This window comes from Haloprofundus salinisoli (assembly GCF_020097815.1).
Lineage (GTDB): Archaea > Halobacteriota > Halobacteria > Halobacteriales > Haloferacaceae > Haloprofundus > Haloprofundus salinisoli.
Map to the genome: position 1 here is coordinate 1,310,015 of NZ_CP083663.1, position 22,403 is coordinate 1,332,417.

Sequence of the window (22,403 nt, forward strand, 5' to 3'; positions counted from 1 at the left end):
CTGGCCTACCCGGAGGCAACTATGGGTATGGGCTCGGACATGTACCGGCAGCAGATTCTCGACCACTACAAGAACCCGCGCAACTACGGCGAGATGGAGGACCCGACGTTCTCACACGTGGGCGAGAACCCCTCCTGCGGGGACACCATCAAGGTCGACGTTCGCCTCGAAGACGACGGCGAGACCATCGAGTACGTCTCCTTCACCGGCGACGGCTGTGCCATCTCGCAGGCCAGCGCCAGTCTGCTCTCGGAGAAACTGCAGGGGAGGACGCTCGACGAACTGGCAGCGATGGACACCGACGACGTGACCGAGATGCTCGGCGTCGACATCAGTCCGATGCGAATCAAGTGCGCGGTGCTCGCGCGACAGGTCGCCCAGGACGGCGCAAAACTCCACGAAGGCGAACTCGACGACCTCGACAGAACCGTCACCGAGGAGTGAGGAACGAAGCGGCGTCGGGACTCGGTGACCGTACAGAACCGCTAGCAGGACTCTTCTCGCGGTTCTCTCTTTCAGCGCGGGACGACGATACGAACAGATACGTCGTCACAGCCCGTATCACTGTCATGGCACAACACCCCACACAGACATACGAATGCGCCGACTGCGGCCGACGGCTACGGACGAACGCGCCGCCGGGACACTGTTCGACGTGCGGCGGGGAGATGCTGAATCTCAGCATCACCCGGAACAGTTAGAGAGAGTTTTCGAGGACTATTCGGGCTTCAGGCCTTCGTTTTTGACGCGCATGACGGCTTCGCCGTCGGGGAGGTTCGGCGCGTCGACGAGGCGGACGATACGCTTGTCGCCCTTCGATTTGCGGAGGTACATCCGGAACGTCGACTTGTGGCCGAGGATGTTCCCACCGATGGGCTGGGTCGGGTCGCCGAAGAACGCGTCGGGGTTGGCGGACACCTGGTTCGTCACGATGATCACGCAGTTGTGGAGGTTGCCGACGCGGTCGATGTCGTGGAGGTGGCGGTTGAGCTTCTGCTGGCGGTCGGCGAGGTTCCCGCGGCCGACGTACTCGGCGCGGAAGTGCGCCGTCAGCGAGTCGACACAGAGGAGGCGAACCGGCCACTCCGTGTCAGTGTGTTCGCTGGCGAGTTCCTCGGCCTTCTCGGCCAGCAGCATCTGGTGGTTGGAGTTGAACGCCTTCGCGACGTGAATCTTGTCGAGGAAGTCGTCGATGAGTTCCTCCATCGCGTCGTCGTCGGCCGGAGTGCCCTCGATTTCGCGATCGTCCATCGTCGCCTGCAGCACGTCGTCGTCGAGGCCGCGCACCATGTCGTCGATTCGCTCGGGGCGGAACGTGTCTTCGGAGTCGACGAAGATACAGGAACCGCGGAGACCGCCCTGTTCCTTCGGGAGTTGGACGTTGACGGCCATCTGGTGCGTGATCTGCGATTTACCCGCACCGAACTCGCCGTACACCTCGGTGATAGACTGGGTTTCGAGTCCGCCGCCGAGGAGGTCGTCGGCTTCCGGAATCTGCCAGCTGAGTTTGCCGATGGTCTGACGGCGTTCGAGCACCGTCGAACCGGTCTCGAAGCCGCCGATGTCGGCGGCGTCGCGGGCGGCGAGGACTACGTCGTTGGCCGTGCTCTCGCCGATGTCGGCCTTCGAGCCGAGGTCGCTCGGACTCGCGACGGCGATGCTCTCGTACGTCCGGTAGCCGGCTTCCATGAGTTTGTCTGCGGTCGCGGGGCCGACGCCGGGGAGGTTTTCGAGGTCGTCATCTGCCATTGTACATCCGGCTTGCGCCCCACCGGATATAAAGCCTCGTTAACAGGGAAGTGAAAGTGAAAATGGAGGCGAGCGCGGGGTTCGTCGGGTAACGGCCGAGAACGTTCAAAAGCGAAGAGTTCGAGAGGCGCGCGTCAGTCCCAGGGGTGGCCGCCGCGTGAATCCGGCCACAGCGGGTACCAGTAGCGTTCGTCGTCCTCGATGCCGAGTTCGCCGTCAAGGACGGATTGCAGTTTGAACTCGACGCGCTGGTTACGCTCGTGGCCCGTCTGCGGGGCGAACGGGTAGTACGCGCCGCGGCGGAACGAGTAGATCCAGTACGCGTGGACGTTCTCGTCGGGTTTCTCGAAGCCGAACACCGCCGCGAGGAGACGAGAGCCGTAGCCGCGTTCGATGAACTCGTCGGCGGCGAAGTGGATACTCGTCACGAGGTCCTCGGGGTCGTTGTCCTCCAGCACTACCCACTGGTAGCCGTGGCTGTCTTCGTGGCGACGGAACGTCGTCCCCGTCTCCTCGCTGCCGGCGTGGAGGATGGCCTCGACTTCGTCGAGCGTCTCGGCGAAGTCCGTGCTATCGACCGACGAGAAACAGAGCGCCGCCGCGCCGACGTGGTCGTAGCCGAGATCAGCTTCCATCGTCAGGTACGCCGTCGACATCCCGAAGAGGTCCTCGGGGTCGGCCGCGCGCGTCGCGTCCGCCTCCGCGCGGAGTCCCAGCACGGAGCGAATCGAGTCGAACAGTCCCATGGCTACCCATCAGTGCTCCGCTGGTTAGGACGTTTCTGTCTGGCGGGCGATCCGACGGAGACGCCGTCGGGGTGACAGGAGACGGAAAACAGGACGTCTACCGCGAAGTTCGCTCAGAACCCTTCCATCTCGCGCTCCAGTTGACGGAGGCGCTCGACGCGGTTCTCGGTGGAGGGGTGGGTGCTGGCGATTTTGCCGATGAAGCCGCTGCGGATGGGGATGATGAAGAACGCGTTCATCTCCGACTGCTCGCGCAGGTCCTCCTTCGGAACGTTGTCCATCCGGCCGTCGATGGTCAGCAGCGCGGAGGCGAGTGCCCCGGGCTTGCCGGTGATTGTCGCCCCGCCGCGGTCGGCAGAGTACTCGCGGTAGCGCGAGAGCGCTCGGATGAGCAGGAACGAGACGATCCACACGACGAGCGAGACGAGGATGGCCACGATGATGGGCGCACCCCCCTCGCGGCGGCTGCCGCCGCCGAACCAGAAGCCCCAGCGGACGATCATGAACGCGACCGTCGAGAGGAACGACGCGATGGTCATCACCATCACGTCGCGGTTCTTCACGTGCGCGAGTTCGTGGGCCATCACGCCTTCCAACTCCTCCTGGTCGAGCGTCTGCAGCAGCCCCGTTGTGACGGCGACGGTGGAGCTCTTCTGACTCCGACCGGTCGCGAACGCGTTCGGGACGCGCGACTGCGCGACGGCGACGTCGGGTTTCGGGAGGTCCGCCTGCTGGCAGAGCCGGCCGACCATCGCGTGTAGCTGCGGATACTCGTCCTCGCTGACCTTCTTCGCGCCCATGCTGTACAGTGCGAGCCTGTCGCTGAAGAAGAACTGGGCGAGGAAGAAGATGCCCACGAATATCAGCATGGACGTGTATCCGATTTGAGAGAGTACCCCCACGAAGGCGATGTAGAGGGCGAACAGGAGGAACATCGTGAGCGCCATGCGCCCGCGAAGCCCCCAGTCGGGTTTCCATTCCATACTCAAACATACCGTCTGCGAAGCATAAACCCTGTCGGAAACGGGGGCCAGATAGTGCGATACTCGAAAACCGACGGCGGAAGCCGACGGTTCGTCGGTCGCGGACGACCACAACCACCCATCCGAACCGACTTCGGCAACCCTGACGGGACGGGCGAGGCTACTTGCCGCCGTCGTCCCTTCGAGCGATATGGACACTGTACTCGTCACCGGCGGACTCGGCCGTTCGGGTCGCTGGGTCGTCAACCGACTCGCCGAGGACTACGACGTACTCTGCATTGACCTGTCGCAACCGGGCTTCGAGGTGTCGGAGCGCCCGCGAATCGACTTCCGGGCCGCCGACCTGACCGACCGCGGGGAGACGTTCGACCTCGTCTCCGAGTTCGACCCCGTCGCCGTCGTCCACTGGGCGGCGCTCCCGTCGCCGACGCGCCACGCAGGCGGCCGGGTGTTCGAGACGAACACGATGGCGACGTACAACGTGCTCGTCGCCGCTGCGCGGCGAGGGGCCAACATCGTCTGGGCGTCGAGCGAGAGCGCCTACGGCTTCCCGTTCGCCCGCGAGACGCCGCTACCCGACGAACTTCCCGTCACCGAAGCCCATCCGATGCGACCCGAGGACCCGTACGGCACCTCAAAAGTCGTCGGCGAGGAGATTGCGAAGATGGTCGTCCGTCGCTACGGCGTCTCGGTCGCCTCGGTTCGCCCGTCGTGGATTCAGTACCCTGGCGAGTACAACTGCCGCGACCGAGACGATCTTCGGGAGGACCGACCGCTCTCGGAACTCGACCTCGACGTCGGCGTCGGTAACTTCTGGTCCTACGTCGACGTGCGCGACGTGGCGTCGCTCGTTGCGACGGCGCTCGACACCGAGTTCGACGGCCACGAAGCGTTCCACGCCGTCGCCGCCGAGAACTATCTCGGCGTCGCGACGCTCGACGCGATCGAGGAACAGTTCGGCGCACTCCCCGAGAACACCGACCTCGACGGCGAGGCGTCCGCGCTGTCGACGGCGAAAGCCGACCGCCTGCTCGACTGGCGACCCGCTCACCCGTGGCGCGAGGCGGCCGACGAATCGGTCGCCGAACCTGACCTCCTCGCGGACTGACCCGCGGTGGGTTTTTGCGACCGAGTGGCACACCGTAGCGTATGGTGTTCGACGACAGAACCGACGCGGGCGAGCGATTGGCCGACCTGCTCGAACGACGGGACGTCGAATCCGACCTCGTGCTTGCGATTCCGCGCGGCGGACTCCCGGTCGGCCGCGCCGCCGCCGACCGACTCGCCGTTCCTCTCGACGTCGTCGTCGCGGAGAAACTCGGCGCGCCGGGCAACCCGGAGCTCGCCATCGGAGCCGTCGCGGGCGACGGGAGCGTCTGGTTGAACGACGAGCTGATCGACCACCTCGGCGTGTCGTCGGCGTACGTCGAGAAGGTCCGCGAGAACGAAGCCGAGAACGCCCGCGAGAAGGTCGCGTCCTACCGTGGAGGAAAGCCAGTGCCGGAACTGGAGGACAAACGAGTCGTCCTCGTCGACGACGGCATCGCAACGGGCGCGACGGCCATCGCCTGCCTCCGGCAGATACGAAACGCCGGGACGGCGCACGTCACCCTCGCGGTTCCGGTCGCCCCCGGAGACGCCGAATCACGGCTCGCGGGTGAGTTCGACGCGTTCGTCTGCGTCCAGTCGCCGAGGGAGTTTGGCGCGGTCGGCCAGTACTACCGGTCGTTCGAACAGGTGTCGAACGAGGAGGCGCGGGCGATGCTGGAGTCGTACGAGCCGTGAACGGCGAGCGGATGCGCGTCGAGCGCACCTGAAGACGGGGACTCGGGCGGCGGGACGCGGTAGTCGTCGGTCTTAAACATCCGAGCGGCTTAGCCTGGACAATGAGTCAAACGCGCGAGTTCTGTCCGCGCTGCGGAAACCCGGTCGAGGAGCGGTCCGAACCGCTGCCGGGTGCGCCGCGCGAACGCGACGAGGTGCTCTGCAACGCGTGTTACTTCGAGGATTTCGACCTCGTTGACGCGCCCGACCGGGTGACGGTCCGGGTCTGTGCGAACTGCGGGGCGGTCCACCGCGGCAACCGCTGGGTCGACGTCGGCGCGCGCGACTACACCGACGTCGCCGTCGACGCCGTCAGCGAGTCGCTGGGCGTCCATCTCAAAGCCCGGGACGTGGCGTGGGCCGTCGAACCCGAGCAGGTCGACCAGAACACGATTCGGATGCACTGTCAATTCTCCGGCGTCGTCCGCGGGACGTACGTCGAAGAGGAAGTCGTCGTTCCCGTCTACATCTCGCGGGAGACGTGCCAGCGCTGCGGGCGCATCGCCGGCGGCTACTACGCCAGCGAGATTCAGATCCGCGCCGAGAGCCGCGAACCGACGCCCGACGAGCAGTCGCGGGCGGTCGACATCGCCGAGGAGTTCGTCGCCAAGCGCGAGGAGGCCGGCGACCGAAACGCGTTCATCACCGAGTCGAAAGAGGTCGCCGACGGCACCGACATCAAACTCTCGACGAACCAACTGGGGCAGGCGGTCGCCACGCGCATCACCCGCGAACTCGGCGGCAACGTCGAGAGCTACCCGACGCTCGTCACCGAAGACAGCGACGGCAACGAGGTGTACCGCGTCACCTACGCGGTCCGTCTGCCGCGTTACACGCCCGGGACGGTCATCGACCCCGACGACGAGGAGGGGCCGGTGCTGGTCCGGAGCGTCAAGGGGAACCTGAAGGGGACGCGACTGACGACGGGCGACCGCTACGAGGCGCGCTTCGAGGAGGGTGAGACGCCCGACGCCCGCGAACTCGGCTCGGTCGACGACGCCGAAGAGACGACCGTCGTCGCCGTCGAGGACGACCACGCAGTGCAGGTGCTCGATCCCGAAACGTACCAGTCGAAAACCATCGCGCGACCGTCGTACTTCGACCCCGACGCCGACACGGTGTCGGTGCTGAAGAGTCGGGCGGGACTGCACATCCTCCCCGAGGACGCCGTCGGCGACAAATGACGGGCGGAGCGGAGAGCGAGTAAAAGCGGTAGAGTCGGGAACTCCCGTCGCTACGCGAGAGTAGAGTCGCATCGCTGCGCGAGGTTCATCGGACGAAGTCAGGAGTAAAAACGCTCAGTCGGCGCGGGCGGGGGTCACCGACTCAGACGACGACGGAGTGGCCTCACGGAGCGCGATACCGTGGGCGGCGAGCACCTTCCGGAACTCCGCTTGCGACTTCCCGGCGCGGGAAGCGGCCTGCGCGAGCGTCAGGGTTCCGCTGCGGTACAGCGTCAGCGCCGTCGTGAGGGAGTGAGTGTGCATCTGCGTTCGAGGAGAGATACAGAATAGGTGCATTTAAAGCTATCGTGAGAGTACGTGCCACTACCCATCAGTAGGAAGCATATTCGATTGACGATTGTCCAATATATTCTCCATAAGGAGGACATAGAGGTAAGAGAATGAACAATCGTGTCATACGTGTTCGGCAAATTCTGCCAACGGGTGAGTGAACAGCTACAAATGGGGGTGTGCCGAACGCGGGTGTATGGACCGACAGCAGTGGATAGCCATCTTCTTCGTCGTGCTCATGATCGGGTCGTCCGTCGTCTACGCGGGCGCGAGCCTGTTCTGAACGCGCGGGAGACGACCACAAAGCGTTTATCAGTTGGTTGTCAGCATCGGAGTATGCGTCGCCGCACGTTCCTCGCGACTGCCGCAACCGCACTCGGCGTGAGCCTCGCCGGATGCGCCCAACCCGCCGCCTCCCTCTACGTCTCCACTGCTGACGAGGACGACGAACTCGCCGAACGGACCAGCCGGCAGGTGACGAACCAAACGGCACCTGTCGTCCACGAACTCGCTACGAGCGGCTCTGTGACCATCCCTGAGGACGAGTGGCGTCCCGACACCACCCGAGTGACCGAGCACGAGGGGCGGTACTACACGTTCTCCGACGAAGTGGTGGACGTCGAGCGGCGGAAGTCGTACACCGCCGAGTTAGACCTTAACCCACCGAACACCGAGGGCCAGAGCGTCGAACTGTCGGCACTTCCAGAACCCGACCGCGAACTGGTGGGAGAGCTGCTCGAACTTCGAGACGTGACACAGACCGGCGACGGACCGGAGATCGGAGGCAGTCGAGTGTACTCAGTTGCAGAGGAAGAACAGTCCGAACTTGTTCCGGAACCCGCGTACGAGTTCGTCGTCGTCGACGACGAAACGTACGGTCTGAGTATCGGTGATTCCGAGTATACGCAGTTCAGAACCTACCGATACACGGCCGAGGAAGTCGCCGGAAGCACCGCGGAGTACGCCGGTCAGATTCGAGACGAGTATCTGTTCACCCTCTCTGGGCTGTCGAACGGCGAACGCGACCTGTTCGAGACAGCCATCGAAGAGCAGAGCGTGTTCCAAGAGGACGAGGCGACTGAAGCGTTCCGGTCGCTCGCAGACGAGATTCACGCTCACAAGGCGTTCGAGCTCACCGAAGACCGGGCGAGCGGATGGTACAGCGGCCAGTGGGTACTCGAATACGAAGGCGCCGTCTACTGGGTGACGGTCGACCACAACGACTGGGACGGCGAATAGGCGAACCCAGCCGTCACCCCACACCTCAACCGTCGCCCCACACGTCCGACAGCGGGTGGTTCTTCCGCTCCTCCTCGCTCGAGCGAACGCCGCTCTTACCGCGTCGACGACGGCGGCCGAAGCCGCGGCTCTCGCGGCCGAAGTTCGCGTGCTCGCCGGAGTCCGACGACCCACCCAGCGTTCCCGTGTCGCCGCCGTCGAGGCCCGAGAGCGCCGCCCGCGGGTCGAACTCGGGAAGTGTTGGATTCCTCGTCCGGTCGACCTGCTCGGCGAACCAGTCGGGCGTATCGGCCCGCGCGCGCTCGAACAGGTCCAGAAGACTGGAGTCGGCGAGGTACGTCGCGCCGTGGTCGTCCGGCGCGCGGATGACGCGCCCGCACGCCTGAATCACGGTTCGGAGCGCCGCGCGGTGGTACCAACTCCACTGCCCCTCTTCGAGGCGGCGTGCGACCCGTGAGTCGCTCGTGTTGAGGTACGGCGCTTTACACAGCACTTGCCATCGACAGAGCTCGCCCTTCAGGTCGAGCGCTTCCTCCATCTTCACCGAAAGAAAGAGTTCGGGGTCGGAGCTCGCCTTCCAGGCGTCTAACTCGGCGTCGCGGTTCTCTTTACTGTGGGTTCGAACGCGCTCGCCGACGCCGAAGTCGACGAGCAATTCGGCGAGTCGCTCCTGGATGCTGTAGGAGTGCGCGTGAATCAACCCCTTCTCGTCGGGGTGTTTCGCCATCAGGCGGACGACGAGACGGGCGATTTTCGGGATGGTCTCGTCGCGGTGTTCGAACGTCATCCGTCCCTGCGTCACGTCGTACAGCGGGCGGTTCTCGACGGGGAAGGTGTGCGGCACGTCGACCAGCGCGACGTCCTTCGGGTTGAGACCGACCTGCCGGCAGAAGGCGTCCTTGTTGAGAATCGTCGCCGACAGAAGCGCAAACTTGTTGCCGCGGTCCCACACCGTGTGGTGGAGATACTTCTCGGGGTTGAGCGGCTTGATGACGATCTGGGTGCCCTCGCCGCCGGGTTGGTCGACGACCCACGTCGTCGCGCTCGTCGGGTCGCGGTAGTCCTTGACGAACCAGTCGAGTTCCGAGCGCAGTTCCTGAAGCCTGTCGCGGCGGGCGGCCTCGTCGGGCGTGAGTTCCGGTTTCGCCAGGAGTTCGTCCTTGGCGCGTTCGCAGACGCCCGAGAGCGTCTCCGCGAGGCGGGACGCGCGTTCGACCGGGTCGTCCGCGTCCGCGACGTCGGGGATGCCCACGTCGTCCCAGACGGGGACGGTTTGCGGGCTCAGTTCGATGGTCGCGTACATCTCGGCCCACTCGGCGAGGCCGTGGGCCTCGTCGACGACGACGACGTCGCGCTTTCGAAACACGTCGCTTCCTGCGGTCTGCATGAAGTACGCGAGCGTCATCGCCGCGATGGATTTCGAGGAGGCGATGGCGCGGTCCGAGAAGTAGGGACAGCGATGACGCACCGTGCAGTCGAACCCCTTCTGTCGGACGCACGGCGCGCGGTTGACGGGCGTGTCGTGCTCGCCCGGGAGGATACAGCTGTAGTTGCGCTTGCCGCGGATGATGCTTAAATCGTCGAGGAGCGACTCGCTCTCCACGTCGTCGAGTTGCGAGACTTGCGGCGTCGTGTAGTACGCGTCGGTGGCGTGTTTCGGTTCGGACTCCTCGACCGTTCGGGCGCACCCGGCGATGGCCCGCGCGAGCAGCGACTTGCCGCTGCCCGTCGGCGCGCGCACCAGCACCACGTCGTTGCCGGTGGCGAACGCGTCACGAATGTCCCGGAGCGCCTGTTCCTGGTTGCCGCGGAAACTCGGCGCGGGGAAGGCCTCGAAGATGCGCTCGGGGTTCACGCGCAGAGCCACCGCGGGCAGCGGCCTAAAGCCACCGACTCGGCGGCGGCGCGGATCTCCGAACTCGCCGCCACACTACAGCGCCTTCACGTCCGCCGCCGTGACATCCCGGTCATCGGGCAGCTGCTCGATACAGTCGAAACAGAGCAAGCAGTCGGTGCCGTCGGCGAGTTCGAGCGCCATCCCCCCGGAGGGCCCGTAGTTGAAGCTCCAGAAGTCGCCGATACCGCCGCTGATTCGGATTTTGAGATTACAGCCATCACAGCGTGCCTTCGCCATGTCCGAAAACTAGCGAGGGCGACACAAGACCCCTTCGGGGCGGCGAGCGACGCTACCGGCGGTTAGCGTCGTCCGTCGAACGGGTACGGTGCCCGTACTCGGTCGTCGGGGCGACAGCCGCGGCGACACCTCTCCGGCACACGACAGTTTATGCGCCGCCGAACCGACCGACGACGTATGAGGGTGAACTGCGAGGGGTGCGCCGGCTGCTGCATCGACTGGCGACCGGTCGCCCCCGAGACGCTCGACCACGAGCGCCGGGGGCGGCGCGACCCGCTCGACGACACCTACAACCTCGTGCCGCTGACGCGCGACGAGGTGAAGACGTTCCTCGACGAGGGGCTCGCCGACGCGATGACGCCGCGGCTGTTCCGCGCCGACGGGAGGACCAACTCGGTCACCGTCGACGGCTACGACCTCGCCGCCATCGACGGCGGTCCCGTCTTCTACGTCGGTCTCCGGAAACCGCCGAAACCGGTCGGTCCGTTCGGTCTCGACCCGACGTGGCTCGACACGTGCATCTTTCTCGACCCCGAGACGCTTCGCTGTCGCATCCACGGCTCGGAGCTGTACCCCGCGACCTGCGGCGACTACCCCGGACAGAACCTCACGCTGGACCGCGAGACCGAGTGCGAGCGCGTCGAGCGGAGCTACGGAGGCGAGCGGCTTCTCGACGACGACCCGCCGGAGAAGCTTCGGGGGTTCGCGCTCGGTCCGCAAGCGTTGGGTGCGAAGCTGTTCGTCTACCCCGACCCCGAGGAACTGACGGGCGTCGTCGACCGGCTCGCGGACGGAGAGACGGCGGCGGCGGACCGCGCGCTGTTCGTCGGTGCCGCCGTCGGGTCGCGTCCCGGGACGACGGCCGTCGACGGGGAGAAAGCCGAGCGGGGGCGAAAGCGAGCGCTGGAGGCGAACTCGTGGGCCGGCGCGGTCATCGAGGCGTGGACGAGGCGAGCGGGCCGACCCGGCGACGACGCGGAGGTGCGTGCAGACCGGTCGGAGCTCGAAGAGCGGCGCGGCGCGCCGCCGACCGAGGAGTGGTGACGAGTCGACACCGAGTGACGGCGAGAGCTGTTAACCGACTCACGCCCGTCGTGATAGCCGATGAAGGTCCTCGTGACGGGTGCGACGGGGTTCGTCGGTGGGCGACTCGTGCCGGCGCTCGGGACCGGTGAGGAGACCGAAACGACGGCGGTCGCGGACGCGACGAGTGCGCCGAACACCAACTGAGCGAAGACCGGACGGAGATAGGATGCAGCACCAGCAGTACGACGAGAGGACAGGACCCGAACCGGAGTACGGCGACACCTGGGTGTACGAGAGCATCGTCGGTGCGCTCCCCGGCATCGACCTGACCGACTGGCAGGCGGTGTTGCTCCAGATAGCGATTTTCGAGGTCCCGGTGCTGTTTTTGGCGTGGGCGTACGACCTCTGGCACGCCGCGCTCGCGGGGACGGCGGCGGTGTTCGTCGCCGCCGTGGGAACGGTAGCGATGGTCCGTATCGGCGAGAGGACCCGCTCGGTGGGACTACCGAACTCGTATCAGCGACTGCTGTTCGGGTCGAGCATCGAAGTCGTGCTCGCGGTGCTGGCGTTTATCGCGCTGGTCACGCACCTGTTCGTGTTCGACCCCGAACGGGCGGCGAACCCGCTGGTCGAGACGCTGTTCGGCGAACGGCCGGACGCGATTCCGGTCTACCTCATGCTTCTGGTCCTCTGGGACCTCTGTTATCGCATCGGTACCTCGTGGTGGGCGTCGGTCGTCGCGCTGTGGCGTTCCTTCCGCTTTACCTTCGACGGAGAGACGGCCGCCGAACTGCGACGCATCAACCTGATGAACGTCGCGTTCGGACTCGCACAGTTGGTGCTCGTGCCGTTCATCCTGGACCGACCGGTGTTGCTGTTCGCCGTCGGCAGTCACGTCGTCGCCGTGACCGTCGTCTCCGTGCTGGCAGCGCTGACGCTCACCGTCGAGACGGGCGACGAAAACAAGTAGCCGACTAGCGCTCCTTTTTCATCTTGCGGAACTGGTCGAGCAGGTCCTCGGCGGAGTCACCGGAGTCGTACTCGAGACGTCCGCGGAACTCCGTGCGCGCCTCGTCGAAGTCCGCGTCGACCTGACTCGTTTTCTGCGCACGACGCTCGTGTTCTTCTTCGTCATAGGCACCCATTGACATGCTATGTCAACACTTAACAATTCACCTATAAATACATAACGGTCGCTCAGATTTCCAACAGGGAAGGACCGACCACGCACGGAACACGTAAGGTGTCCCACCGGTAACTCCGCGTCGTGGCACGACCTCTGCGGTTCCGGTACGCGCCCGGTCGATGGACCGAACAGCGCGTCCGGCACGATGTGTACTCTCATCTCGATTCGAATCTCGGTGCGGCCATGAGGCGTCCCTGGTTCAAACCGCCCTCCGGCTACGAAGCGCGACGCTTCGAGATGGACAACGGCGATACGGCACTGTTCTGCTGGAACGGCGACGGCGCGTACTGGCTCGGCAACACGGAGACGCCGAGTACGCTCTGGCGTACCGACAAGCACGGCTTCACGGAGGTTCCCTACCCGGTCTGTCGGTGGGCCGAGCGCGAACTGCTCGCGCAACTCTACGAGGAGACGCCGTGGCTCGAACCGTTCCCGCACCTCTCGTGGTTCTTTCTCCCGGTGTTTCTCTCGAAGGACGGTCGGGAGACGACGCGGCGGTTCTTCGACGAATACGCCGCCGGCTTTCCCGACGCGACGCGCGACGAGGCGCTCTCCTTCTACGAGTCGTTTCTGAAGACGGGGGTCTTAGACGAGTATCGCGAGCTGATGGCCGGTAAACTCGGCACCTCGAAGCAGCTCGACTTCGTGCGCATGAGCGCCTCGATGGGCGAGTTCAACGCGGCCGCACTGCTCACCGAGGCGGGGTACGACATCACCCCCGAAATCGAGGTGACGACCGGTCACTCGCTGGATTACCGCGCCGAACGCGACGGCGAGGGGACGCTCGTCGAGGTGACCCGTCCGCTGCCGACGGACCGCCGCAGCGCCGGCACGCCCGTCGCCGCCGTCCGCGACACCGCCGAGACGAAGACGTCGGGACAGTTGGAGCGACACGGCGGCGGTGTCACGCTGTTCGTCGACTGCTCGTCGTTCCCGGACGACGACTGGCGGGCAGTCCGCGGCGAGAAACCCGACGTGAGACACCGTCCCGCGGTCGTCTTTCGGACGCGACCGTCGGGACGCGTCGAAGCCTACCGGAAGGGAAGCGTTCCGCTGGACCTCGACGACGCCGTCGAATGGGTGTGAGTCGAGTCGAAAAGAGGGTACGTTGGCGGGTCGGTGTACTGGCGGCCCGACGCGCCCGGCGGGTGGACGGGGTACGGCGTCAGAAGGAGACCTGACCGGAGTACCCCTCACCGATAGTCGGTGCGTCCCTGTCGCTGTAGAATCGCCGGCCGACGGCCTCGTGGCCGACGCCGGTGAGCAGTGCCTCGTACACCTCCTCCGCGTCGGCGTACGTCTGCGCACCGAGACGTTCGAGCACGGTTCCGACCGTCTCCGTGCCGTTCTGTAGGTGAATCGTCTCTGTACCGTAGGCGCTGACGAGTTCGTCGGTGGTCGCGGGATACTCGTGGTTGGCAACGAGGTCGCCGGTTCTGTTCAAGCGCATCGATTACGACGACGCCGCAGAAGTTTATAACGATTTTCCATGTACATCATTAGTCGGGACGGGACACCAATAAGTCCTTAATGGTCCTTAATGTCGGAGCGATGCAGCTACGCGAGCGGATGGCGCGGCGCTTTTGACAGCGCGAGCCTAGCGACAGCCATGGATATCGCCGCCGACCTCCACGTCCACACCACCGCCTCCGACGGGCAACTGACGCTCGAGGAGGTGCCGGCGGCCGCGCGGGCAGGCGGCGTCGACTGGGTCGCCGTCACCGACCACGACACCGTACACCCGGAACTCGACGCGCCGGTGAGCGTCCGCGACGGCGTCACGGTGATTCGCGGCCTCGAACTCCGCGTCGACGTCTCCGAGCGAACTCTGGCGGGCGGCTGGACGGAGTCCGACATCGCCGGAATGCAGGTCGACCTCCTGGGGTACGGCGTCCGGCGGACCGCCGCGTTGACCGACGAACTCGAACGGCTCCAGCGAAACCGCGTCGAACGCGGCGCGGGGATGGTCGAACGCGTCGAGTCGTATCTGAACGTGGACCTCGACGTCGAACCTCGGCCGGGGATCGGCCGCCCGCACGTCGCCCGCGCCATCGACGAGAGCGAGGCCGACTACGACTTCCAAGGGGCATTCGACCACCTCATCGGCGACGGCGGTCCCTGTTTCGTCGCCCGCGAGATTCCGACGTTCGAGAAGGGAGTGGAGTTGCTCTCGGAGGCGTGCACGGTCGTCTCGCTGGCGCACCCGTTCCGTTACGACGACCCCGAGGCGGCGTTGTCGCTGACGCGGCATCTCGACGCCGTCGAACGCCACTACCCGTACGAATTCGAGGTCGAAGAGGCGCTCGTCGACGAGGTCGTCGAGCGCGAGAATCTGCTCGCGACCGGCGGGAGCGACGCGCACGGGACGGAGCTCGGCGTCTGTGGCGTCCCCCCGCGAGCGTTCGCGGCGGTTCGCAGCCGACTCCCGGAAGCGGTGGCTTAAACGCACTGGGGCACGAAAGGAGAGATATGCAGTGCCACTACTGCGACCGAGATGCCGCTTTCGCCGCCGGAAAAGACGGCATTCGAGTCGGTCTCTGCGAGCAGCATTTCCGTGAACGCATGGAGGAACTCGCCGAATCCGACGAGCTGCAATCGCTGCGGGAGCGGCTCGATGTCGACCGAGCCGAGTGAGTATTTTGCGGCGAGCGACGGTCGGCATCGAGAGGACGTGGACCGAGCCGAGTGAGCCTCGGACGAACTCGCTCCGGGCAGTTTTGCGGAGCAGAGCACGGCCGACGAACGTCTTCGATTCGACCAGCCGTCAGCGACGGCGACGGGTCAGCGTTCGAGTTCCGACGCCAAGAGCCCGAACACGCGCAGGTCGACCCGTCGCCCGCCGACGAACTCCTGTTCGCGGAGAACGCCCTCCTCGCGGAAGCCGAGTTTCTCGAGCACCCGCACGGACGCGGCGTTGGGTTCGCGCACGCGGGCGGTGAGTTTGTCGAGGCGGCGTTCGTCGAACGCGTAGCGCGCGAGCGTCCGCGCGGCGTCAGTCGCGTAGCCTCGGTCCTGCGCCTCCGGCGTAATCCAGTAGCCGAGTTCGGCGTTGCCGTTCGTCTCGTCGAGGTCGTAGAAGAAGCAGAGGCCGACCGCCCGGTCGTCGACACAGACCAGAAGCGTCTCACCGTCGTCGCTGCCGACGACCGACTCGAAGTAGTCGGTCGCCGCCGAGAGGTTCATCGGGCGCGCGTCGCCGAGAACGCGACGGAACGTCGGGTCGTTGCGGTGGCGAGCGATGAACTCGCGGTCCTCGCGCTCGACGGTCCGGAGTTCGACGCGGTCGCCGACGAGGAAGAGGGGGCCGGGCATGGTCGGGACGTCCACGCGACGACGGAAAGTAACGTCGGCCGTCTGAGAGACGAGTGCGAAACAGCGACGTCAGAGGTACGGGAGGACGACGAAGTACAGTAGCGCCAGAAGCGTCTCGAACGAGAGCGTTCCGAGCGCCGACAGCGCGATGAACTCGCGGGGACGCATCTCGGAGAGGCCAGCCGGGACGGTGAGCATCCCGCGCGTGAACGGCAGCGTGTTGCTCACCGGGACGACGATGGGGCCCCAGCGATCGAACCAGCCGTCGAACTTGTCGAGACGCTCCTCGCTGATTCGGAACCAGCGCTTCCGGAGCAGATACTCGCGGCCGCCGCGCTTGGCCACCATGAACAGCACGAACTGGCCGATCGTCGCGCCGAGGACGGCGATACCGATGATGAGGATGGCCATCTCGACGGTGGCGCCGAAGACGAATATCGCCCCGGGAACGACGAGTTCGCTCGGCATGAAGTACATCAGCATCGCGCCTTCGAGGACGAAGATACCGAGGAGTAAGAGAAACGCGAACTCCGAGTCGAGCAGGTCGTGCAACATCGAGGGAACCTCGAAGTTGGCCTGGAGCAGCAGGCTCAGCATACAGTGAACGTCCGTCGTAACAGCATTTATCGTTTTGGCCCCGATAGAGAGACACAGGCAAGGAGAGAACGACGCGACTTTGCGTCCGCCGGCCGTACCCCGGGTATGAACCTCACCGACCGCCCGCGTCGGCTTCGGCGCGACGGCGTTCGCGGCCTCGTGAGCGAGAACCGAGTCTCGGCGTCGGACCTCATCGCCCCCGTCTTCGTCGACGCGACGACCGACGAGCGCATCCCCATCGAGTCGATGCCGGGGCACGAACGCGTCTCCGTCGACGACGCGGTCGACCGTGTCGAGGAGATCCTCGAAACCGGTGTCGAGGCGGTGATGCTGTTCGGCATCCCCGAATCGAAGGACGAACTCGGAACACGCGCGTGGGCCGAAGACGGCGTCGTCCAGCGGGCGACCCGCGATATCGCCGCCGAGACAGACGCGTACGTCATCACCGACGTCTGTCTCTGCGAGTACACCGATCACGGCCACTGCGGGGTGATAGAGGACCACGCCGACGAGAACCCTACCCTCACGGTGAAAAACGACGAGACGCTCGACCTGCTCGGGAAGATCGCCGTCTCGCACGCCGAAGCGGGCGCGCAGATGGTCGCCCCCTCGTCGATGACCGACGGGATGGTCGGCGCGATTCGGGAGGCGCTCGACGCGGAGAGATTCGACGACGTCCCCATCATGAGCTACGCCGTGAAGTACCAGAGCGCGTTTTACGGCCCCTTCCGCGACGCCGCCGACGGCGCGCCCGCCTTCGGCGATAGGCGACACTACCAGATGGACCCCGCGAACGCCCGCGAGGCGCTTCGAGAAGCTCGCCTCGACGTGGAGCAGGGCGCGGACGTGTTGATGATTAAACCCGCGCTCCCCTACCTCGACATCGTCAACGCGATTCGCCGGGAGTTCGACCACCCGGTCGCCGCCTACAACGTCTCCGGCGAATACGCGATGCTACAGGCGGCCGCCGAAAAGGGGTGGTTGGACTTAGAGGAGGTGGCGATGGAGTCGCTCGTCTCGATGAAGCGCGCGGGTGCGGACCTCATCCTCACCTACTTCGCAGAGCAGGTCGCCGACCAGCTGTAGCGTCGTTCAACCGCCATCAATCTCGGGGCGCGCGCGCGACGGATTCGACCCGAAACGCTCGATTTTCGACCGTACAATCGTCCACATCCGCGGCAACATTTGTCGAACGGCTGCGGAGAATATGACCTTATATAACATGTATTCGATATTAAAGCGACCGTATGACCATTTAGGTGCCCCGGAAATTGTGTTTTCTAACACCAACGCTTATAGGAGTGTATTCCGTGACCTTTTGACGTGATTAAGAGCACTAATCGCCACGTAATCAGAAGAATCGTGAACAAACGTCCATGTGGATCGGGCTCCATGGGAGAGGTGTGTAACTGATGGACGCGTTCCTACAGACCGACCTCTCGGCGGTCGTCGAAGGTATCAACGCGGTGTGGGTTCTCACCGTCACGTTCCTCATCTTCTTCATGCACGCCGGCTTCGCGATGCTGGAGGCCGGACAGGTACGCTCGAAGAACGTCGCCAACCAGCTGACGAAGAACCTACTGACCTGGAGCATCGGCGTCATCGTCTTCTTCCTCGTCGGTGCCGGGGTATCGAATCTCGTCGCCGGCGCCGGCTTCGCCGACTCGTTCGCCTACATGAACGGCGGGTCGGCCGCGTGGATCGACTGGCTCTTCGGCGCGGTGTTCGCGATGACCGCCGCGACCATCGTCTCCGGTGCGGTGGCGGGTCGCGCGAAGCTCCGCGCGTACGTCACCTACACGGTCCTGCTCGCGGCCGTCATCTACCCGGTCGTCGTCGGCTTCACGTGGGCCGGCGGCTTCCTCGACGCGATGGGCTTTCACGACTTCGCGGGCGGCATGATCGTCCACGGGATGGGCGGCATCGCCGGCCTCACAGCGGCGTGGGTCATCGGCCCGCGTATGGACCGCTTCAACGACGACGGCACGGCTAACGTCATCCCCGGTCACTCGCTGACGTTCGCGGTCCTCGGCACGCTCATCCTCGCGTTCGGCTGGTACGGCTTCAACGTCGGCACCGCCGCCGCGCCGCTGGCGGAGGGCGGCAGCGAACTCGCCGACTTCGCGTACGTCGGTCGAGTCGCGCTCGTCACGACGCTCGGCATGGCTGCCGGCGCAATCGGCGCTGCGGGCGTCGCCCTGTTGAAGACAGGCAAAGTCGACACGCTGTACGTCGCCAACGGCCTGCTCGCCGGTCTGGTCGGCATCACCGGTGTCGCCGACGCCATCGTCTGGCCCGGTGCGCTCGCGCTCGGTCTCTTGGCCGGCGCGCAGCTCCCCCTCGTCTTCGAGTTCGTCGAGAAGCGCCTCAGAATCGACGACGTCTGTGCGGTGTTCCCCGTTCACGGTTCGGCGGGCATCATGGGCGTCGTCCTGTTCCCGTTCTTCGCCGTCGACGGCTTCTCGGTCGGGCAACTGGTGACCCAGGTCGTCGGTGCCGGCGTCATCGCCATCTGGACCGTCGCCGCGACGGCGCTGGTGTTCGGCGGGATTCGCGTGCTCGGTGAGGCCCGCGTCACGCCCGAACACGAGCGTGAGGGCCTCGACACCTCCGAACACGGCGTCGACACCTACCCCGAGTTCGGCCAGCCCGAAGGACCCGTCACCGACGCGGCAGGCGTCCGCACCGACGGTGGCGTTATCGGTGCGAGCGACGAGTACTCGACCGCAGAGGGTGAGAACGAATGAGCAGTGAACTCCCGAACGACGGCGAAATCAAGATGGTTATCGCCATCGTCCGTCCGGACAAACTCGGCGACGTGAAGAAGGGACTCGCCTCGGTGGGCGCGCCCTCGCTGACGGTGACGAACGTCTCCGGTCGCGGCAGCCAGCCCGCGAAGAAGGGTCAGTGGCGCGGCGAGGAGTACACCGTCGACCTCCACCAGAAGGTGAAAGTCGAGTGCGTCGTCGCCGATATCCCCGCCGAAGAGGTCGTCGACGCCATCCGCGAGGCCGCAAACACCGGCGAACCCGGCGACGGGAAGATATTCGTCCTCCCCGTCGAGAGCGCCGTCCAAGTCCGGACTGGAAACGAAGGCCCCGACGCGGTCTGAGCGACGGTCCGCCGCCAGTACTTTTTTTCGAGTGTCCGCGTTCGCCAGTGGTGACACGGTGGCACGAGGTGGTGACTCAGCTCGTCCACTCGGTCACGTGTCCCGACTGCAGCCGGAGAGAATTCCCGAAGCGCTCATGGGCGGAGTACTCGTACACGTTGGTATGCCTTCGAAAGCGAAGAAAGCCCTGCTCGGACTCGTCGCACTGTTCGTCGTCGCCTCCGTCGCCCACTACGCGCTGTTCGGGTCGTTCCCGTTCGGCAAGCCGCAGCTGCTGGAAGACGAGGAACTCGAAGCCGAGGAAGACGAGAGCGAGGCGGACGCCGAAGCCGACGCCGCGCAGTAGTCGACGCGCCGACTCCGACGACTCAGTAACTACTTTTTCGTCTGCGTCCGAACCGCGAGCCATGAACACGTCGAGACGGACCAGTTCGGCTGCGTCGCTCAGTCGGGGGACGACCCGCGCTCCTGCGCACGGAGGCGACTTCGCGTGAACCACGACCGCTCCCGCGACCTGTACGACCGAGCGCTGTCGGTGCTGTCGGGCGGCGTCAACTCCTCGGTGCGCGCGACGCGCCCCTACCCGTTCTTCATCGAGCGTGGCGACGGCGGCCACGTCGTCGACGCCGACGGGAATCGCTACGTCGACTACGTGATGGGCTACGGCCCCCTATTGTACGGCCACGACGCGCCGAAACCGGTGCAGGCCGCCGTCCAGAAGTACGCCAGCGCCGGGCCGATGTACGGCGCGCCGACGGAGATAGAGGTCGAACACGCCGAGTTCGTCGCCCGACACGTCCCCTCCGTCGAGATGATTCGGTTCGTCAACTCCGGGACGGAGGCGACCGTCTCGGCGGTCCGCCTCGCCCGCGGGGCGACGGACCGCGACAAAATCGTCGTCATGCAGGGCGGCTACCACGGTGCCCAGGAGTCGACGCTCGTCGAGGGGGGCCCCGACAACCCCCATCCGAGCACCAGCGGCATCCCCGAGTCGTTCGCCGAACACACCCTCCCCGTGCCGTTCAACGACGCCGAAGCGGTCGCCGAGGTGTTCGAAGAACACGGCGGCGACATCGCGGCCGTCCTCGTCGAACCGATTCTGGCAAACACGGGTATCGTCGCCCCCGTCGACGGCTACCACGAAACCCTACGGGACCTCTGCGACGAACACGAGTCGCTTTTGATATTCGACGAGGTCATCACGGGCTTCCGCGTCGGCGGCCTCCAGTGCGCGCAGGGGAAGTTCGGCGTCACGCCCGACCTCACGACGTTCGGCAAGATCATCGGCGGCGGCTTCCCGGTGGGCGCTATCGGCGGCCGCGCCGAACTGATAGAGCAGTTCACCCCCGCGGGCGACGTGTTCCAGTCGGGGACGTTCTCGGGGCACCCGGTGACGATGGCCGCCGGCCACGAGTACCTGAAGTACGCCGCCGAGAACGACGTGTACGAGCACATCGACCGGTTGGGCGAGAAACTGCGGCGCGGTATCACTGACATCTGCGCCGACCAGGCCCCCGAGTACACCGTCGTCGGCACCGACAGCATGTTCAAGACGGTGTTCACCCGCGAGGGACCGTCGAGCCTCGGTGGACAGTGCGAGGCCGGATGCCGACAACGCGTCGACTGCCCGCGCTTCGAGTACTGTCCGAAAACCGGCGCGGACGTCGCCAACGCCGAAACGGAGCGCTGGGAGCGCATCTTCTGGCAGGAGATGAAAGATCAGGGCGTCTTCCTCACGGCGAACCAGTTCGAGTCGCAGTTCGTCTGCTACGCCCACACCGACGAGGACGTCGAGGAGACGCTGGAAGCGTACAAAGAGGCGCTGTAGCGGAGCCCACTACCGCTCGAAGTTCGAGACGAGCGACTCTCTCGCCTCGCGCCACGCGCCGACGAGTCGGTCCGGCAGGGGGTCCGACGCCCACGCTTTCGTCTCACCGTTCTCGTCTAACCAGTCGACGGTCCGTCTCACCCCTTCTTCCCAACCGACGGTCTGTTCGTGACCCAGCTCTCGCTTCGCCTTCGCGTTGTCGAACACCGTGCTGTACTGGAAGTGGTCTCGAAGCCCCCGCGTTCGGTCGGGTGCGACCTCGAACAGGACGTCCGACGGGATGTGGACCAACTCGGGTTCGGGCGCGTCGAGGGCGGCGGCGACCCCTCGGTGGTACTCGTCCCACGTCAGGTGCTCCTCGGCGGTGACGTGGTACGCCTCGCCCCCGACGACCGACCCCTTCGCTTCCACTGCAGCGGCGAAACTCCGCGCCACGTCGTCGCGGTGACAGGGAGCCCAGACGGAGGTCCCGTCGCCGTGGACGACGATCGGTTTGCCCGCGCGGATGCGGTCGATGTAGCTCGTCCGGTCGCCGAGCGAGTGAATGAGCCTCCCGCCCTCGCCGTAGGTGTGCCACGGACGAAGCACGACCGCCGGAAAGCCCGACTCCTCGTACGCCGCGAAGAACACGTCTTCGGCGGCGGCTTTCTCTCTCCCATATTCGCTCGTCGGCGGATGTCGCGGCGTGTCTTCGGTCAGCGGCATCCGAGAGACGGGGCGGGAGTAGACGTCGATAGTCGAACAGAAGACGTAGCGGTCGACCGATTCTCGAAACGTTCGGACCGCGCTCTCGGCGTCTTCGGGGGTGAAACAGACCATGTCGACGACGGCGTCGAAGTCGCGGTCGCCGAGTTGCCGCTCGAACCGCTCGTACTCGGTCCGGTCGCCGCGAATCGCCGAGACAGAATCGGGAATCTCGGCGTCGGTCTCGCCGCGGTTGTACAGCGTCACGTCGTGGCCGGCGGCGACGAGTTGGCGGGTGATTCCGGTGCTGATGAGTCCGGTCCCGCCGACGATGAGCACGTCCATGGACGGTCGTCTCCGCGCGCGAGGAAGAATTCGAGGGCGGAGGCAAATGGGACGCGATGTACAGACCTGTTCGTCGATGTCTCGACGTGGCGGGCGATACTTATCATCCGGGGCGCCCTATCTT

At 65.6% G+C, this 22,403-nt stretch carries 29 protein-coding genes; 18 read left to right on the plus strand and 11 right to left on the minus strand.

Translation table 11 applies throughout. From position 1 onward, the window contains the following. Positions 1 to 21: 21 nt before the first annotated feature. Together sufU and LAQ73_RS07040 are read left to right on the plus strand one after the other, a co-directional pair. The gene (sufU, locus tag LAQ73_RS07035; RefSeq protein WP_224270520.1) at positions 22 to 444 is read left to right on the plus strand and encodes a Fe-S cluster assembly sulfur transfer protein SufU; all 423 of its coding nucleotides are present in this window, start codon (positions 22 to 24) and stop codon (positions 442 to 444) included. 125 nt (positions 445 to 569) lie between these two features. Further along, entirely contained in the window at positions 570 to 701 is a 132-nt protein-coding gene (locus LAQ73_RS07040; RefSeq protein WP_224270521.1) for a rubrerythrin-like domain-containing protein, read from the plus strand. A 16-nt stretch (positions 702 to 717) separates the two neighbouring features. On the opposite strand, the gene radA is transcribed toward LAQ73_RS07040, so the two are convergent. From radA to htpX, 3 genes are all read right to left on the minus strand, one after another. After that, positions 718 to 1,749, minus strand: a complete 1,032-nt coding sequence (gene radA, locus LAQ73_RS07045) for a DNA repair and recombination protein RadA (RefSeq protein WP_224270522.1) — start codon at positions 1,747 to 1,749, stop codon at positions 718 to 720. A 134-nt stretch (positions 1,750 to 1,883) separates the two neighbouring features. Next, entirely contained in the window at positions 1,884 to 2,495 is a 612-nt protein-coding gene (gene pspAB, locus LAQ73_RS07050; protein ID WP_224270523.1) for a PspA-associated protein PspAB, read from the minus strand. Positions 2,496 to 2,608: 113 nt separating this feature from the next. After that, positions 2,609 to 3,478, minus strand: coding sequence for a zinc metalloprotease HtpX (gene htpX / locus LAQ73_RS07055; RefSeq protein ID WP_224270524.1), 870 nt, complete (start codon positions 3,476 to 3,478; stop codon positions 2,609 to 2,611). 190 nt (positions 3,479 to 3,668) lie between these two features. On the opposite strand from htpX, the gene LAQ73_RS07060 reads away from it, so the two are divergent. From LAQ73_RS07060 to LAQ73_RS07070, 3 genes are all read left to right on the plus strand, one after another. Next, entirely contained in the window at positions 3,669 to 4,586 is a 918-nt protein-coding gene (locus LAQ73_RS07060; RefSeq protein ID WP_224270525.1) for an NAD-dependent epimerase/dehydratase family protein, read from the plus strand. A 44-nt stretch (positions 4,587 to 4,630) separates the two neighbouring features. Then, positions 4,631 to 5,263 (plus strand): phosphoribosyltransferase, encoded by a 633-nt coding sequence (locus LAQ73_RS07065; protein WP_224270730.1) that lies wholly within the window; start codon positions 4,631 to 4,633, stop codon positions 5,261 to 5,263. Positions 5,264 to 5,364: 101 nt separating this feature from the next. After that, positions 5,365 to 6,486, plus strand: a complete 1,122-nt coding sequence (locus LAQ73_RS07070; protein ID WP_224270526.1) for a 60S ribosomal export protein NMD3 — start codon at positions 5,365 to 5,367, stop codon at positions 6,484 to 6,486. Between the two features lie 114 nt (positions 6,487 to 6,600). Here LAQ73_RS07070 and LAQ73_RS07075 read toward each other — a convergent pair whose 3' ends face one another. Further along, positions 6,601 to 6,789: a DUF7317 family protein gene (locus LAQ73_RS07075; protein ID WP_224270527.1), complete on the minus strand. Its 189-nt coding sequence runs from the start codon at positions 6,787 to 6,789 to the stop codon at positions 6,601 to 6,603. Positions 6,790 to 6,973: 184 nt separating this feature from the next. Between LAQ73_RS07075 and LAQ73_RS17600 the strand changes: the two genes are divergently transcribed. Together LAQ73_RS17600 and LAQ73_RS07080 are read left to right on the plus strand one after the other, a co-directional pair. Beyond that, the gene (locus LAQ73_RS17600; RefSeq protein WP_255635074.1) at positions 6,974 to 7,099 is read left to right on the plus strand and encodes a hypothetical protein; all 126 of its coding nucleotides are present in this window, start codon (positions 6,974 to 6,976) and stop codon (positions 7,097 to 7,099) included. Between the two features lie 53 nt (positions 7,100 to 7,152). Further along, entirely contained in the window at positions 7,153 to 8,055 is a 903-nt protein-coding gene (locus LAQ73_RS07080; RefSeq protein WP_224270528.1) for a hypothetical protein, read from the plus strand. Positions 8,056 to 8,080: 25 nt separating this feature from the next. Here LAQ73_RS07080 and LAQ73_RS07085 read toward each other — a convergent pair whose 3' ends face one another. Both LAQ73_RS07085 and LAQ73_RS07090 read right to left on the minus strand, forming a co-directional pair. Next, positions 8,081 to 9,910 carry a helicase C-terminal domain-containing protein gene (locus tag LAQ73_RS07085; protein ID WP_224270731.1) on the minus strand — a complete coding sequence of 610 codons (1,830 nt, stop codon included), beginning with the start codon at positions 9,908 to 9,910 and terminating at the stop codon, positions 8,081 to 8,083. 75 nt (positions 9,911 to 9,985) lie between these two features. After that, entirely contained in the window at positions 9,986 to 10,189 is a 204-nt protein-coding gene (locus LAQ73_RS07090) for a DUF7561 family protein (RefSeq protein WP_224270529.1), read from the minus strand. Positions 10,190 to 10,366: 177 nt separating this feature from the next. Here LAQ73_RS07090 and LAQ73_RS07095 point away from each other — a divergent pair, with 177 nt between their 5' ends. Genes LAQ73_RS07095 through LAQ73_RS07100 form a run of 3 tightly spaced genes read left to right on the plus strand, consistent with a single transcriptional unit; the run spans position 10,367 to position 12,185 of the window. Then, a complete protein-coding gene (locus LAQ73_RS07095; protein ID WP_224270530.1) occupies positions 10,367 to 11,233 on the plus strand; it encodes a YkgJ family cysteine cluster protein in 867 nt (288 codons plus the stop codon). 60 nt (positions 11,234 to 11,293) lie between these two features. Continuing rightward, positions 11,294 to 11,419 (plus strand): NAD-dependent epimerase/dehydratase family protein, encoded by a 126-nt coding sequence (locus tag LAQ73_RS17605; protein WP_255635075.1) that lies wholly within the window; start codon positions 11,294 to 11,296, stop codon positions 11,417 to 11,419. 22 nt (positions 11,420 to 11,441) lie between these two features. Then, positions 11,442 to 12,185: a DUF7530 family protein gene (locus tag LAQ73_RS07100; RefSeq protein WP_224270531.1), complete on the plus strand. Its 744-nt coding sequence runs from the start codon at positions 11,442 to 11,444 to the stop codon at positions 12,183 to 12,185. A gap of 4 nt (positions 12,186 to 12,189) precedes the next feature. Here LAQ73_RS07100 and LAQ73_RS07105 read toward each other — a convergent pair whose 3' ends face one another. After that, complete coding sequence (locus tag LAQ73_RS07105; RefSeq protein WP_345778395.1) at positions 12,190 to 12,366, minus strand: DUF5786 family protein; 177 nt, start codon at positions 12,364 to 12,366, stop codon at positions 12,190 to 12,192. Positions 12,367 to 12,482: 116 nt separating this feature from the next. Here LAQ73_RS07105 and LAQ73_RS07110 point away from each other — a divergent pair, with 116 nt between their 5' ends. Beyond that, the gene (locus LAQ73_RS07110) at positions 12,483 to 13,487 is read left to right on the plus strand and encodes a DUF5784 family protein (protein WP_224270532.1); all 1,005 of its coding nucleotides are present in this window, start codon (positions 12,483 to 12,485) and stop codon (positions 13,485 to 13,487) included. Between the two features lie 79 nt (positions 13,488 to 13,566). On the opposite strand, the gene LAQ73_RS07115 is transcribed toward LAQ73_RS07110, so the two are convergent. Beyond that, on the minus strand, positions 13,567 to 13,851 hold the full coding sequence (locus LAQ73_RS07115; RefSeq protein WP_224270533.1) for a DUF5789 family protein: 285 nt from the start codon (positions 13,849 to 13,851) through the stop codon (positions 13,567 to 13,569). Positions 13,852 to 14,010: 159 nt separating this feature from the next. Between LAQ73_RS07115 and LAQ73_RS07120 the strand changes: the two genes are divergently transcribed. Next, positions 14,011 to 14,844, plus strand: a complete 834-nt coding sequence (locus LAQ73_RS07120; protein ID WP_224270534.1) for a PHP domain-containing protein — start codon at positions 14,011 to 14,013, stop codon at positions 14,842 to 14,844. Positions 14,845 to 14,870: 26 nt separating this feature from the next. Beyond that, a complete protein-coding gene (locus LAQ73_RS07125) occupies positions 14,871 to 15,035 on the plus strand; it encodes a DUF6757 family protein (RefSeq protein ID WP_224270535.1) in 165 nt (54 codons plus the stop codon). Between the two features lie 147 nt (positions 15,036 to 15,182). Here the strand turns inward: LAQ73_RS07125 and LAQ73_RS07130 are convergent, their stop codons facing one another. Both LAQ73_RS07130 and LAQ73_RS07135 read right to left on the minus strand, forming a co-directional pair. Continuing rightward, entirely contained in the window at positions 15,183 to 15,713 is a 531-nt protein-coding gene (locus LAQ73_RS07130; protein ID WP_224270536.1) for a GNAT family N-acetyltransferase, read from the minus strand. Between the two features lie 69 nt (positions 15,714 to 15,782). Further along, positions 15,783 to 16,310, minus strand: coding sequence for a DedA family protein (locus LAQ73_RS07135; protein ID WP_224270537.1), 528 nt, complete (start codon positions 16,308 to 16,310; stop codon positions 15,783 to 15,785). 105 nt (positions 16,311 to 16,415) lie between these two features. On the opposite strand from LAQ73_RS07135, the gene hemB reads away from it, so the two are divergent. The 5 genes from hemB (at position 16,416) to hemL (ending at position 21,250) form a co-directional block, all read left to right on the plus strand. Beyond that, a complete protein-coding gene (gene hemB, locus LAQ73_RS07140) occupies positions 16,416 to 17,396 on the plus strand; it encodes a porphobilinogen synthase (RefSeq protein WP_224270538.1) in 981 nt (326 codons plus the stop codon). A gap of 326 nt (positions 17,397 to 17,722) precedes the next feature. Continuing rightward, positions 17,723 to 19,057 (plus strand): ammonium transporter, encoded by a 1,335-nt coding sequence (locus LAQ73_RS07145; protein ID WP_224270539.1) that lies wholly within the window; start codon positions 17,723 to 17,725, stop codon positions 19,055 to 19,057. Then, positions 19,054 to 19,422, plus strand: a complete 369-nt coding sequence (gene glnK1 / locus LAQ73_RS07150) for a nitrogen regulatory protein GlnK1 (RefSeq protein ID WP_224270540.1) — start codon at positions 19,054 to 19,056, stop codon at positions 19,420 to 19,422. The genes LAQ73_RS07145 and glnK1 overlap by 4 nt, the downstream gene beginning before the upstream one ends. Positions 19,423 to 19,585: 163 nt before the next feature. After that, on the plus strand, positions 19,586 to 19,768 hold the full coding sequence (locus LAQ73_RS07155) for a hypothetical protein (RefSeq protein WP_224270541.1): 183 nt from the start codon (positions 19,586 to 19,588) through the stop codon (positions 19,766 to 19,768). A 144-nt stretch (positions 19,769 to 19,912) separates the two neighbouring features. Further along, positions 19,913 to 21,250 (plus strand): glutamate-1-semialdehyde 2,1-aminomutase, encoded by a 1,338-nt coding sequence (gene hemL / locus LAQ73_RS07160; RefSeq protein WP_224270542.1) that lies wholly within the window; start codon positions 19,913 to 19,915, stop codon positions 21,248 to 21,250. Between the two features lie 9 nt (positions 21,251 to 21,259). Here the strand turns inward: hemL and LAQ73_RS07165 are convergent, their stop codons facing one another. Further along, the gene (locus tag LAQ73_RS07165) at positions 21,260 to 22,279 is read right to left on the minus strand and encodes an NAD-dependent epimerase/dehydratase family protein (RefSeq protein ID WP_224270543.1); all 1,020 of its coding nucleotides are present in this window, start codon (positions 22,277 to 22,279) and stop codon (positions 21,260 to 21,262) included. Positions 22,280 to 22,403: the final 124 nt, after the last annotated feature.